General features: G+C 72.5%; 10 protein-coding genes. 2 read left to right on the top strand and 8 right to left on the bottom strand.

Features of this window, described 5'->3' with window-relative positions; all coding sequences use genetic code 11:
* Window positions 1–25 precede the first annotated feature (25 nt).
* Entirely contained in the window at window positions 26–694 is a 669-nt protein-coding gene (locus EMA09_RS25810; protein WP_129843361.1) for a CatB-related O-acetyltransferase, read from the top strand.
* Between the two features lie 58 nt (window positions 695–752).
* On the opposite strand, the gene EMA09_RS25805 is transcribed toward EMA09_RS25810, so the two are convergent.
* From EMA09_RS25805 to EMA09_RS25775, 7 genes are all read right to left on the bottom strand, one after another.
* Window positions 753–2135: a GH1 family beta-glucosidase gene (locus EMA09_RS25805; protein WP_129844277.1), complete on the bottom strand. Its 1383-nt coding sequence runs from the start codon at window positions 2133–2135 to the stop codon at window positions 753–755.
* A gap of 127 nt (window positions 2136–2262) precedes the next feature.
* Complete coding sequence (locus EMA09_RS25800) at window positions 2263–3255, bottom strand: ABC transporter ATP-binding protein (protein WP_129843360.1); 993 nt, start codon at window positions 3253–3255, stop codon at window positions 2263–2265.
* Entirely contained in the window at window positions 3252–4274 is a 1023-nt protein-coding gene (locus EMA09_RS25795; RefSeq protein WP_129843359.1) for an ABC transporter permease, read from the bottom strand. Before EMA09_RS25795 ends, EMA09_RS25800 begins: the two co-directional genes overlap by 4 nt.
* The gene (locus tag EMA09_RS25790; protein ID WP_129843358.1) at window positions 4271–5254 is read right to left on the bottom strand and encodes an ABC transporter permease; all 984 of its coding nucleotides are present in this window, start codon (window positions 5252–5254) and stop codon (window positions 4271–4273) included. Before EMA09_RS25790 ends, EMA09_RS25795 begins: the two co-directional genes overlap by 4 nt.
* A complete protein-coding gene (locus EMA09_RS25785) occupies window positions 5251–6345 on the bottom strand; it encodes an ABC transporter ATP-binding protein (RefSeq protein ID WP_129843357.1) in 1095 nt (364 codons plus the stop codon). Before EMA09_RS25785 ends, EMA09_RS25790 begins: the two co-directional genes overlap by 4 nt.
* A gap of 90 nt (window positions 6346–6435) precedes the next feature.
* Window positions 6436–8115, bottom strand: coding sequence for an ABC transporter substrate-binding protein (locus tag EMA09_RS25780; RefSeq protein WP_129843356.1), 1680 nt, complete (start codon window positions 8113–8115; stop codon window positions 6436–6438).
* Window positions 8116–8288: 173 nt separating this feature from the next.
* Window positions 8289–9290: a LacI family DNA-binding transcriptional regulator gene (locus EMA09_RS25775; protein ID WP_129843355.1), complete on the bottom strand. Its 1002-nt coding sequence runs from the start codon at window positions 9288–9290 to the stop codon at window positions 8289–8291.
* Window positions 9291–9800: 510 nt separating this feature from the next.
* Between EMA09_RS25775 and EMA09_RS25770 the strand changes: the two genes are divergently transcribed.
* The gene (locus EMA09_RS25770; protein ID WP_129843354.1) at window positions 9801–10763 is read left to right on the top strand and encodes a TIGR03557 family F420-dependent LLM class oxidoreductase; all 963 of its coding nucleotides are present in this window, start codon (window positions 9801–9803) and stop codon (window positions 10761–10763) included.
* Between the two features lie 67 nt (window positions 10764–10830).
* Here the strand turns inward: EMA09_RS25770 and EMA09_RS25765 are convergent, their stop codons facing one another.
* Window positions 10831–12753: a Dyp-type peroxidase gene (locus EMA09_RS25765; protein ID WP_129843353.1), complete on the bottom strand. Its 1923-nt coding sequence runs from the start codon at window positions 12751–12753 to the stop codon at window positions 10831–10833.
* Window positions 12754–12775 lie beyond the last annotated feature (22 nt).

Below are 12775 nucleotides of genomic sequence, written 5' to 3'. Positions count from 1 at the left end.
AACACCCCAGGAACGGAGCCCCCGCATGCCCGCACCCGTCCCCGCAGATCCGACCGTCCTGCACCCGATGCCCCACCAACCGCGCGTGGTGCTGCTGAAACCGCTCATCACCTCGCCCCTCATCGAGGCCGGTGAGTTCTCCTACTACGACGACCCCGACGACCCGACCGCCTTCGAGACCCGCAACGTCCTGTACCACTACGGCCCCGAGAGGCTGGTGATCGGGAAGTTCTGCGCGCTGGGCACGGGCGTGCGGTTCCTCATGAACGGCGCCAACCACCGCATGGACGGCCCCTCGACCTTCCCGTTCCCGATCATGGGCGGCTCCTGGGGCGAACACGCCGACCTCATCACCGGCCTGCCCGGCCGGGGCGACACCGTGCTCGGCAACGACGTCTGGCTCGGCCACGGGACGACGGTGATGCCGGGGGTCCGCATCGGTCACGGGGCGATCGTCGCCGCCGGTTCCGTCGTCACCGCCGACGTCCCCGACTACGGCATCGCCGGCGGCAATCCCGCCCGGATCGTCCGCAGACGGTACGACGACGCCGAGGTGGAACGTCTCCTGGCCGTGGCCTGGTGGGACTGGCCGCTCCCCCACATCACCGACCACATCCGCACGATCATGTCCGGCGGCGTCGACGACCTGGAGAGGGCGGCCCCCGGCGCGGCGGGGGCACCGGCTCAGCGGTGAGACGGGACGGTGGGAGGCCCGTGGCGCGGGCCTCCCACCGTCGCGGTGGCGTCCGCCGTCAGCCCGCCGTGCCCTCGCCCGCCTCGCGGGTCAGCCGGACGCTGTCGGCGAACCACCGGCCGCTGTCCTTCACGGTCCGCCGCTGCGTGTCGTAGTCCACGCGCACGATGCCGAACCGCTTCGCGTACCCCTCGGCCCACTCGAAGTTGTCGAAGAGGGACCAGGCGAAGTAGCCGCGCATGTCGACACCCGCCTCGCGCGCCGCGGCGACGGCACCGATGTGGTCCACCAGGTAGGCGGTGCGGTCCGCGTCGTGGACGCTGCCGTCCTCCTCGGCGACGTCGTCGAACGCGGCACCGTTCTCCGTGATGATCATCGGCAGGCCGTAGTCGTCGTGCAGCCGCGTGAGCAGGTCCGTCAGCCCCTCGGGGACGATCTCCCAGTCCATCGCGGTGCGCGGGCGGCCGTAGGGCACGCTGCGGACGACCGGCAGGCCGTCCTCGCCGGTCGTCGCGCCGTTCTCGTCCGTGCCGGACGAGCGGTGGCTGGAGTAGTAGTTGATGCCCAGGATGTCGAGCGGCGCGGAGATGATCTCCAGGTCGCCGTCCTGGACCGGCATCGTCACGCCGCGCGCCGCGAGGTCGGCCGTGACGTCCTCCGGGTAGCGGCCGTGGACCAGCGGGTCGAGGTAGATGCGGTTGCTCAGCCCGTCCGCGATGCGCCGCGCCTCCCGGTCGGCCTCGGAGTCCGTGGCCGGCACGAAGTGGCCCGTGTTGAGGGTGATGCCGAGCTCCAGCGGGCCGGTGTGCCGCTCGCGGATGCGGGCCGCCGCCAGGCCGTGGCCGAGCAGCAGGTGGTGGACGGCGTGCATGGCCGCGCCGAAGTCCTTGCGGCCCGGCGCGTGGATGCCGTTCTCGTAGCCCAGCATGGCCGAGCACCACGGCTCGTTCAGCGTGGTCCAGTGGACGACCCGGTCGCCGAGGGCGTCGTGGGCCAGCTCGGCGTAGTCGGCGAACCGGTACGCCGTGTCGCGCGCCGGCCAGCCGCCCGCGTCCTCCAGCTCCTGCGGCAGGTCCCAGTGGTAGAGCGTGATCCAGGGCGTGATGCCCCGGTCCAGGAGGGTGTCGACGAGCCGGTCGTAGAACGCGACGCCCGCCGCGTTCGCCGGGCCGCGCCCGCCGGGCTGGATGCGGGGCCACGCGAGGGAGAAGCGGTAGGTGTCCACGCCGAGGCCCGCGATGATGTCCACGTCCTCGGGCACGCGGTGGTAGTGGTCGCAGGCCACGTCACCGTTCTCACCGCCCACGACGGCGCCGGGGACGCGGCAGAAGGTGTCCCAGATCGAGGGGCCGCGGCCGTCCTCGTCCACGGCGCCCTCGATCTGGTAGGACGAGGTCGCCACGCCCCACCGGAAGTCACGGGCGAGCGCGGGGAAGGCCATGGGCGCGGGCGGACCGTCCTGGCGGCCGGTCGGGGAAGGGGTCGAGGAGGTCATGTGCGGTGCTCGCTCCTGTCGGTGGTGCGTGTGCGGATCGGCGTGCACGCCCTCGGGCACGCCTCGGGGACCCTCAGCGGTCCGTGTGCAGCCAGCAGGCGACGGTACGGTCGCCGCCCGGAGCGGGCGGCGTGAGTACCGGGACGTGCCGGTCGCACGGGTCGAACCTACGCGGGCAGCGCGGGTGGAACGCACACCCCTCCGGCATCGCCGTCAGATCCGGCGGCGACCCGGGGATCCCCGACAGCTCCCTGCGCGGCCCGTGCAGGGCGGGGAACGAGTGCAACAGGCCGTCGCTGTAAGGGTGATGGGCCGATTCGTAGATCTCCCGTGCGCCCGCCTGCTCGACGATCCGGCCGCCATACATGATCGCGATCCGGTCGGAGAACTCGACCAGCAGCGAGATGTCGTGCGTGATGAACACCACGGAGAAGTCGAGTTCGCCGCGCAGCCGGGTGAGCTGCCGCAGGATCTGCCGCTGCATCACGACGTCCAGCGCGGTCGTCGGCTCGTCGAGGATGACGATCTCGGGGTCGAGGGCGAGGGCCATCGCGATCATGACCCGCTGCCGCATGCCGCCGGACAACTGGTGCGGGTAGCTGCCGAGGCGGTCGGCGGAGATGCCGACGAGCGCGAGGAGTTCGGCGGCCCGGTCGGTGCGCTCCCTGCGGCTCATGCCGGGCCGGTGGGCCTTGAGCACGTCCGTGAGCTGGGCGCGGACGGTGTGCACCGGGTTCAGGGAGTTCATGGCGCCCTGGAAGACGAGGGAGATCTCCTGCCAGCGGAACGCCCGCAGTTCCTCGCTGCCGAGGGACAGGATGTCGGTGGTGCCGCCCTGGCGCGGGCTGTACAGGACCTCGCCGCCCGTGATCACGCCGGGCGGCGACAGGAGCCGCGTGACGGCGTACGCCAGCGTGGACTTGCCGCTGCCGGACTCCCCCGCCAGGCCGAGGACCTCGCCGCGGCGCAGCGTCAGGTCGATGTCCCGGACGGCGTGCACCGCGCCGGCGCCGAGACCGTAGTCCACGGTCAGGCCGCGGATGTCGAGGACCGCTTCGCTCGTCACGGCCGTGGCTCCTTCTCGTCCTTGCCGGGGGTGCCGGCCGCCGCGTCCGCGCCGGGCCGGCCGGCGCGCACGACGGGGGTGAACCCGACGCGCATCCGCACCGAGCGGCCGGGGCGGCCCTGGCTGCGCAGCCGGGGGTTGATGAATTCGTCGATGCCGAAGTTGATCAGGGACAGGGCGGTGCCGAGCAGCGCGATGCACAGGCCGGCGGGCACGAACCACCACCACGCGTTCTGGGCGAGCGCCTGGTTGCTCTGAGCCCAGAACAGGACGGTCCCCCAGTTCCAGTCGGAGATGCTGGCCACGCCGATGAACGCGAGCGTCACCTCCGACAGCACGGCGAAGACGACCGTGCCGATGAACCCCGACGCGATGACCGGCGTGAGGTTCGGCAGCAGTTCGAAGACGATGATGCGCCAGGTGGACTCGCCGGTCGCGCGGGCGGCCTGCACGTAGTCCCGCCCGCGCAGGGACAGCGTCTGCGCGCGGAGGACGCGGGCGCCCCACGCCCAGGAGGTCAGGCCGATGACGAGGGCGATGGTCCAGTCGCTCGTCTCGGGCAGGAAGCTCGTGATGATGATGATCAGCGGCAGGCCGGGGATGACGAGGAAGACGTTGCTGACCGAGGAGAGCACGTCGTCGCCGATGCCGCCGAGGTAGCCCGAGGTGACCCCGATCAGGACGCCGAGCACGGTCGCGATGAGCGCGGCGAGGAAGCCGACGAGGAGGACGCCCCGGGTGCCGACCAGGATCTGCGAGAAGATGTCCTGCCCGGTCTGCGTGGTGCCGAACGGGTGGCTCCACGACGGCGCCTCCAGCAGCGCCTCGCTGCGCGCGGACGGGTCGTACGGTGCCAGCCAGGAGCCGGCGACCGCCAGCACGGCGAACACGCCGAGGATGATCAGGCCGGTGAGGGTCTTCCCGTTGCGCAGGAAGCGGAACCTGTCCCTGCGCCGCGGCCGCAGCTCCGCGCCGTCCGGCGGGAGCGCGGCTTCGGTGGCCTGCTGTGCCGTGGTCATGACGCCTCCCGGCGGGTGCGCGGGTCGAGGAGCAGGTAGACGACGTCGGCCAGCAGGTTCGCCGCGAGGACGGCGAGCGTGACGAAGAGGAAGACGCCCTGCATGAGCGGGTAGTCCTTCGCGCCGACCCCCTGGAAGAGGACGTAGCCGATGCCCGGGTAGGAGAAGACCATCTCGACCAGCAGGGTGCCGCCGACGATGAAGCCGAGGGACAGGGCGAAGTTGGAGATGCTGGGGAGGATCGCGTTGCGCGCGGCGTAGGAGAACATGACGCGCCGTTCCGACAGGCCCTTCGCCTGGGCGACGAGCACGTAGTCCTCCGCGGAGACGGACACCATCATGTTGCGCATGCCGAGGATCCAGCCGGCCACCGAGCTGATGATGATCGTGATGCCGGGCAGCAGGCCGTGCTCGATCGCGCTGGAGATGAACGGCCAGCTCAGCTCGGGCACGAGCCCCGTGTCGTAGCCGCCGGACGCGGGGAACAGCGGCCACTGGACGGCGAACACGGTGATGGCGATGAGCCCGAGCCAGAAGTAGGGGATCGCGGAGAAGAACGTCGTCACCGGCAGCATCGCGTCGAGCCACGAGCCGCGCCGCCAGCCGGCGAGGATGCCGACGCCGGTGCCGAGGAGGAAGCCGAGGACGGTCGTGATCCCCATCAGGGTCAGCGTCCACGGCATGCTCTGGCCGATGATGTCCGCGACGCCCGTCGGGAAGTAGGTGAACGAGGTGCCGAGGTCGCCGTCGAACAGGTTGCCCCAGTAGTCGAGGTACTGCTGCCACAGCGACTGCTGCTCGTCCAGGCCGAACAGCGTGCGCAGCGAGTCGATGGCCTGGGTGCTCAACTGGCCCTGGTAGCGGTTGATGAGGGACTGGACGGGGTCGCCCGGCATGAGGCGGGGGATGAAGAAGTTGATGGTGATGGCGGCCCAGGCGGTGACCGCGTAGAAGAGCAGGCGTTGGGCGAAGTACCTCATGCGGGGCGCTCCTCACTCGCCGCGGGACGGCCGGCGGCCCCGTCGTACAGCCAGCAGGCGGCCCACTGGCCGTCCGGCAGGTCGAAGCGGGGCGGCAGTTCGGTGCGGCAGCGCTCCATCGCGGCGGGACAGCGGGGGTGGAAGCGGCAGCCGGCGGGCGGGGTGATGAGGCTCGGGGGCTCCCCCGCGCCCTCCTCGTCGGCCTCGTCCGCGGGCGCCGCCACGCGGTCGGGGTCGGGCGCTGAGCCGACGAGGAGCCGCGTGTACGGGTGCGCCGGGCGCTGGGTGACGGTCTCACTGTCACCGCCCTCGACGACGCGGCCCGCGTACATCACGAGCGTCTCGTCGGCGAAGTAGCGGGCCGAGGCGATGTCGTGGGTGATGTAGAGGACCGCCAGGTCGAGCCGTTCCTTGAGGTCGCGCAGCAGGTTGAGGATGCCGAGGCGGATCGACACGTCCAGCATGGACACCGGCTCGTCGGCGAGCAGCACCTTCGGCTCGGCCGCCATGGCGCGGGCGATCGCGACACGCTGGCGCTGGCCGCCGGACAGCTCGTGCGGGAACGCGTCGAGGTACCGCTCGGCCGGTGTGAGGTGGACGCGGGCCAGGAGGGCGGCGAGCGCCCGGTCGAGGTCGGCGGCGGTGCGGCCGGCGCGGCCGTGGATGCGCAGGGCGCGGGTGAGGTGGTAGCGGATCGTGTGGGTCGGGTTCAGGGAGCCGAACGGGTCCTGGAAGATGAGCTGGACCTCGCGGCACCAGGAGCGGAAGGCCCGGCCGCGGGTGGCGCGGACCGACCGGCCGCCGAGCAGCAGGCTCCCCGACGTCGCCGGCATGAGCTGGGCGAGGAGGCGCGCGACGGTGGACTTCCCCGATCCGGACTCGCCGACGATCGCGGTGACGGTGCCCCGGCGCAGGGTCAGCGACACGTCGTCGACGGCGTGGACGACGGGACGGCCGCGGTCGGCGATGGTGCGCAGGGTGCGGCGTACGGGGAAGTGCTTGCTCAGGCCGGTCGCTTCCAGCACCACGGGACGGTCGGCCGGGGCGGTGGGCGCCGCGGTGGCGGGCGGCGGTTCGGTGGTTTCGGGCATGGCGGGGTGTCCTGTCGTACGGCGGCTGCGGTGGCGGCGGGGCCCGTCCGGCGCGGGGCGGCGCCGGACGGGCCGGTGGAGCGGGCGGGCTCAGCCCTCGGCGGGCCGCAGGTGCAGGACGACGTCCAGGGCGCCGCGCTGCGTGGGCTGCGGGGTGGCGTACGGGTCGACGTCGGTGGGCCAGCCGATCCAGTTCTTCGTGCTGTACTCGGCGCCGATGGGCCCCGCGACGGTCGGGATCATCGGCACGTCCTCGACGAGGATGCGCTGGAGCGTGTACAGCGCCTCGGTACGGGCTTCCTCGTCACTGGCGTTGCGGTAGTCGGCCAGTGCGGCGGTCGCCTCGTCGTTCCGGTACCGCCCGAAGTTGCCGCCGGGGGACGACTCACCGACCGGCTTGTACAGCTCGCCGTCCATGATGTTCTGGTACATGTCGTACGGCGTCGCGCCGGTGTTGGTCCAGTGCAGGGTGGCGTCGAAGTCGCCGTTGTTCACGTCGTCCGTCCACGCGTCGACGGTCTGCGTCTCGACGGTGGCCTCGATGCCGATCTCCTTCAGGTTGTCGGAGATGATCGACAGGCCCGTCAGGTAGTCGGACCAGCCCGCCGGGTCGGTGAGGGTCAGGGAGACCGGGTCGCCCTCGGGAGTGCGCAGCGTGTCGCCGTCGAGGGTGTAGCCGGCCTCGTCGAGGATGTCCTTCGCCGCCGCGACGTCGACCTCCTGCGTCTCCCCCTGGTACTCGGGGGCGAGGAACGACGCGCCGGCCGGCAGCGGAAGTCCTGTCGGGTTCTCCAGCAGCGGGTACAGACCGGCGTGGGCCTGCTCGCTGATGGCGGCCCGGTCGATGACGAGCGACATGGCGCGGCGCAGCGCCGGGTCGTCGAACGGCGCCACCTCGTTGTTGATCCAGAGTCCGTGGATGCCGAGGCCGGTGGGGAACCACAGCTTGTGGTGGTCCGGGTCGCGCTCGATGAAGACCTGCTCGTAGTCCGGCATGAAGACGTACGACCACTCGGTGTCGCCGTTCGCGAGGGCGGTCGTCTGGGCGTTGTTGTCGTTGTAGGACGTGTAGCGCAGCTCCTCCACCTGCGGCAGGTCCTGCCAGTAGGTGTCGCGGCGCTTCAGCGTGACGGTCTGCGGGGTGAAGGTGTCCAGGACGTAGGGGCCGGTCCCGACCGGGTCCTGGTTCTCGAACGTCTCGGGCGCCTCGATGTCCGCCCATATGTGCTCGGGGACGATGTAGGTGTCGAGGATGCGGGTCTGGTTGACGTACTGGGACGTCTCGAACGTGAGGGTGACGGTGTCCCCGTCCTGGGTGACGTCCTGGTAGGGCACGCCCGCCTCGTTCAGGGCCGGGTTGTCGCGCAGCAGCGAGAAGGTGAACGCGACGTCCTCCGCGCCGAACGCCTCGCCGTCCGACCAGGTCGGCTCGGTGTTGACGGTGAGGACCACCTCGGTGAAGTCCTCGTTCCACTCCCATGAGGTGGCGAGCCACGGCTTGGGCTCCTGGTCGGGGCGCACGAGGTTGGTCATGGCCAGCGGTTCGTAGATCATCGCCCGGTAGCCGAGGGAGGCGCCCGCCGAAGTGCCGAGGAACGGGTTGCTGTTGTCGGCCTGCGGCCCGTTCGGCATGCCGACGGTGAGCACCCCGTCGCCGCCGCCGGAGCCGGTGGCGCCGCCCCCGCCACCGCATGCGGCGAGCAGGGTGAGGGCGGCCAGCACACCGACCGTGGCGGTGAGCGCTCTTCGGGGACGCGTGCGGACTCTCATGGGTACCTCCGGTGGCGGTGGGTGGGCACGGCGGTGCCGTCGGGCGCGCGGAAAACGGCGTCGGCGGGCGCGACCGTGCTGCTGGTGATGTGACGTGGCGGGCGCGCGGGACCGCGCCGTCCCATGGCGCGGCCGTACCGCGCGTGCGCGGTGGTACGGGTGGGCGGGTGCCGTCAGCCCGGCGCTGAGGACCGGATGACGAGTTCGGTGGGCAGCACGACCGGCACCGGCTCCAGTGGGGTCGTCCCGCCGAGGTGGTCGAGCAGGCGGCGGGCCGCCGCCTCGCCCATCGCCCGCATCGGCTGGCGGACGGTGGTGAGTGGCGGCTCGGTGTAGGAGGCGAGGGGGATGTCGTCGAAACCGATGACGGCCACGTCGTCGGGGACGCTGCGGCCCGCGCTCCGCAGGGCGTACAGGGCGCCGGTGGCGCTGAGGTCGTTGTGGGCGAAGACGGAGTCGAAGACGAGCCCGTCGGCGAGTGCCCGCTCGACCAGCGTCTGGCCGCGGCGGACGGTGAAGTCCCCGGTGAGTACGTGGCGTTCGGGCTGCTCGACACCCCACTCGCGCAGGGTGTCGGCGAACCCGCCGGTGCGGTCCCGGACACAGCCGAACCGCGGCGGCCCGGTGATGGTGAGGGGTGCGCGCCGCCCGGAGGCCAGCAGGTGCGCGGCGGCTCCGGCGGCACCCCGGGCGTTGGTGGTGACGACCGACGGGAAGTCGGGGCGCTGCCCCCGGTCGTCGATCATGACGAGCGGCAGGCCCTGCTGGTGCAGCGAGGCGAGCGCGCCGAGGGTGTTCTCCGGCTCGATGACGAGCACCCCGTCGAACGCGCGCGCCGACACCTGGCTCGTGAACTGCGCCATCGACCCCTCGCCCCGGTTGCAGGTGCAGAGCAGCAGCCCGTAGCCGGCGGCCTCCACCACGTCGGCCACGCCTTGCACCATCTCGCCGACCCAGGGCCAGGTGAGCGAGGGGACGAGCATGGCGATCGTGTGGCTGCTGCCGCGTGCCAGGCCGACGGCGCGGGAGCTGGGGACGTACCCGAGGTCGGCGATGACGGCGCGGACCCGTTCCGCGGTCTCGGCGTCGACCTCGCCCTTGCCGTTGAGCACCCGCGAGACGGTCGTCTTGCTGACGGCCGCCGTACGGGCGACGTCGGCGATGGTGACGCGCATGGGGTTCGCTCCTCGGGCACACGGGGGCCGCCGTCCACGGTCGGCGGCAGCGCCGACACCGGTTCCGGAACCGGTTCCGGCGACGTTGCCCGGGAGTAAATCCCTTGCCCCGGGGGCCGTCAATACTTCACACAGCGCCGCCCTCGGAGGCGGTCGTCCGCGGCCGTGCTTTCAGGAGTCGAAGCCAAAAACGTTGCAGGGGGCGTGAACTGGAGGATTCCCCGGGACACGCCGTCATGGTCACGAATGCGTCGCGTTCCACGCCCGGGTGGGCGATGCGCCGTCACCGCAGGTGAGTGGGCACGGGGGTGGCGAGGCGCCGCCCGCCGCATATCGATCCGGTGACGGCGCGCCCGCGCGGGTAGCCGGTGAGGCGGCCGGTCCGCCATCCGGCGGACCGCGCCCCGGCGGACGGCCTGTCGGTCCGGGCCGCACGGGCGCCCCTGGCAGCGTGCGCGGTACGGCGGGACCCTCCGGAAGACACCGGGATGCGAGGAGCAGGGATCAGCGATGCAGATCGGGTACAAGCTGGCGTCCGAGGCGTTCGGACCCGAGGAACTGGTGCGGCAGGCGGTGCTCGCCGAACGCGCGGGCTTCGACTTCGTCGAGATGAGCGACCACTACCACCCCTGGCTCGACGTCCAGGGGCACTCGCCGTTCACCTGGACGGTCTTCGGGGCGATCGCGGCGAAGACCGACCGGATCGGTCTGGCCACCGGTGTCACCTGCCCGACCGTGCGCTACCACCCGGCGATCATCGCGCAGGCGGCGGCGACTCTCGCCCTGGTCTCCCGCGGCCGGTTCACGCTCGGCGTCGGATCGGGTGAGCGCCTCAACGAGCATGTCGTGGGCACCGGGTTCCCCGACTCGGTGGCGACCCGCCAGGAGATGCTGCGGGAGGCCCTGGAGATCATCCGCCTGCTGTGGCAGGGCGGGTATCGGAGCTACGAGGGGAAGCACCTGCGGCTGAGCGACGCCCGGGTCTTCGACCTGCCGCCCGAGCCGCCGGTGCTCGCGGTCGCGGCCGGCGGCCCGGAGGCGGCGCGGATCGCCGCCGACCTCGGCACCGGCCTGTTCGCCACCGAGCCGCGCCCCGATCTGGTGGCGGCCTACCGGGAGGCCGGCGGCGACGGACCCCGCTATGTCGAGGTGCCGCTCGCCTGGGCCGAGGACGAACGCACCGCCGCCCGCGCCGCCCTGAAGACCAACCGGTGGGCCGTCACCGGCTGGAAGGTGATGAGCGAACTGCCCAACCCGGTGAACTTCGAGGCCGCGACCAGCACCGTGCGCGAGGAGGACATGCTCCAGCAGTTCGCGTGCGGGAACGACCCGGAGCGCCATGTCGAGGCGGCGCGCCCGTTCGTGGAGGCCGGGTTCGACCGGCTGGTGCTGATGAACGCCGGGCCGGACCCGGACGGGTTCATCGACTTCTTCCGGGACGAACTCGCCGACCGGCTGCGGGCACTCGCCTGAGCGTGCCCGACGGGGGGCGCGGGCGCGCGGTGCGGCCCGCGCCCCCCGTCCGTGCGGACGGCGCCGGTCAGTGCGCCGTGTCCGTGTGCCACAGCGTGGTGCCGTCCGGCGCGACGACGGCCAGGTCCCCGTCCGCCCGCGCCACGAGGACGGCGCCGGGGTTCCCCTCGGTGCCGGTGCTCCACAGCGGATCGCCGTTCACGTCGACCAGGACGAGCGCCCCGTCCGTGCGCATCTCCCCGCGGACCCCGGTGCTCCCGCCCATGCCGGCGTCCCAGCGCACCTGCTCGTTCTCGTCGCGCAGGACGAGGTTGTTGTCGCCCTCGTAGCGGAGGCGGGCCTTGCCCGAGCTGATGACCTCACCGCGGCCGATGACCGCGAACGCCGGGATCACGCGGTCGCGCGGCGGACCGCCGCCGGGCGGGATGCTGCCGTCAGCCAGCATCCGCAGCGCGGTCATCGACGGCGTGAAGGTGTACAGGGACCCCTCCGTCTTGACGAACTGCCGCAGGCTCAGCCGCACCGACTCGGTGCCCTGCGAGCCCGGGACCGGGAACGACACCTCGCTGTCCCGGCCGAGCAGCGCGTCCCGGCCGACCGGGACGTCGCGGTTCGGGAAGTCGTCGGTGTCGATCCAGGCGCGCTGGATGAACTCGAACTGGGAGATCAGGTCGCCCTGGTAGCAGACGAAGACGAGACCGCGCGGGGCGTCCGGGCCGTTGGCCCCGCCGGCGGCCGGGTCGAACGGCAGCCCGTACGGGATGCCGCGGCGCATGATGCGGCGCCCGTCGAGCGCGCCCTTCTGCGCGAGCGGCGCCTCGTCGTCCAGGTTGACCATGAGCCCGTCCCGCGGATTGCACTTGCGCATGTGCGCGCAGAGCGGGGTGACCCGGCCCTCCAGGTCGTCGGAGAAGATGACGTCGTTGTCGTCGCCGCCGGTCGGGGAGGCGCCCGGGTCGGTGTCGGGGTGCTTGGCGACCGGTGCGCCCGAACGCCAGCGGCCGACGAACCGCGCGGCGAGCCACTCCGAGCCGGCCTCCTCCGGCACGACCCCCTGCTCCTTCAGGACCTTGAGCTGGTCGGCGACCTGCGCCCACCAGCCCGGCACGTCCTGCCCGAGCCGGCGCACCACCTGGAAGGAGCCGTTCGCCATCCAGTCGGGCAGGAACGGCCCGAGCCGGTGGTCGGTCGGGTGGCCGGTGACGAACTCGCCGGCCGGCACGATGCGCGTGCCGGGCTTGCCGTACTGGTGCTCCGGGTCGCCGGGCTCGGGCTCGTCGAACCCGGCGACGGCCGGCTGGCTGACGGCGTCCTTGAACCCGAAGTGCTCCTTGCCGCTGCGCTCCCCCTCCAGGGTCGCACCGTACTGCTCGAAGGAGACGGCGACCTGGTAGGAGGCGGCCTCCTGGCGCTCCCTCGCGAGCGCGGTGTTCAGGTCCTCCAGGCGGTCGGCGGCGACCGTGAGGACGGCGTGGATCGGGGCGGTGTGGGGCGCGCCGAAGAGCCAGCCCGACGGGGCGTTCTGCCCGACGTCGCCGAGCAGGGACGCGCGCGCCGCCATGCCCTGGGCGAACGCCTCCGGGGTGCTGCCGGCGGGCATGTCGTCGTAGGGGGCGCCGCCGATGAGGCTGGTGAGCCCGGCGTGCGTGAAGCCGACGGCGCGCCACACGGCCGTCAGGGTGCGCGGGTCGTCGCCGCAGGAGTTGCGGCGGGCGCGGCTGAAGTCGGTGTTGAAGGCGGCGACCTCCTTCGTGGTCGCGATGCGGTGCCGCAGGCGGCCGAGCCAGCGGCGGGCACGGCGGCCGTCGCCGAAGGTCAGCAGGAGGAACTGGACGTGGTCCTTCTTGAAACCGGCGACGATGTCGCCCTGGATCTCGGTGTCCCGCCGCAGCGGCAGGTCCGGCGGTGCCTCGCCGCCGGCCTGTGCCGGGACGGTGGCCGGGGCCGGCTGGACGGTGGCGGTCGTGCGGGTGTCAGGTGACATGACCATGGGCTCTGTCGCTCCCCCGTAG

This window comes from Streptomyces sp. RFCAC02 (assembly GCF_004193175.1).
In the GTDB taxonomy this organism is placed as follows: Bacteria; Actinomycetota; Actinomycetes; order Streptomycetales; family Streptomycetaceae; genus Streptomyces.
The sequence above is the reverse complement of the archived record's forward strand: the minus strand, read 5'-3'. Positions and strand labels throughout refer to the sequence as shown.

What these genes read in the sequence shown, in the direction of transcription:
- EMA09_RS25810 (WP_129843361.1), top strand. Translation starts at nt 26, where the DNA reads ATGCCCGCACCCGTCCCCGCAGATCCGACCGTCCTGCACCCGATGCCC.
- EMA09_RS25805 (WP_129844277.1), bottom strand. Translation starts at nt 2,135, where the DNA reads ATGGCCTTCCCCGCGCTCGCCCGTGACTTCCGGTGGGGCGTGGCGACC.
- EMA09_RS25795 (WP_129843359.1), bottom strand. Translation starts at nt 4,274, where the DNA reads ATGACCACGGCACAGCAGGCCACCGAAGCCGCGCTCCCGCCGGACGGC.
- EMA09_RS25790 (WP_129843358.1), bottom strand. Translation starts at nt 5,254, where the DNA reads ATGAGGTACTTCGCCCAACGCCTGCTCTTCTACGCGGTCACCGCCTGG.
- EMA09_RS25785 (WP_129843357.1), bottom strand. Translation starts at nt 6,345, where the DNA reads ATGCCCGAAACCACCGAACCGCCGCCCGCCACCGCGGCGCCCACCGCC.
- EMA09_RS25780 (WP_129843356.1), bottom strand. Translation starts at nt 8,115, where the DNA reads ATGAGAGTCCGCACGCGTCCCCGAAGAGCGCTCACCGCCACGGTCGGT.
- EMA09_RS25775 (WP_129843355.1), bottom strand. Translation starts at nt 9,290, where the DNA reads ATGCGCGTCACCATCGCCGACGTCGCCCGTACGGCGGCCGTCAGCAAG.
- EMA09_RS25770 (WP_129843354.1), top strand. Translation starts at nt 9,801, where the DNA reads ATGCAGATCGGGTACAAGCTGGCGTCCGAGGCGTTCGGACCCGAGGAA.
- EMA09_RS25765 (WP_129843353.1), bottom strand. Translation starts at nt 12,753, where the DNA reads ATGGTCATGTCACCTGACACCCGCACGACCGCCACCGTCCAGCCGGCC.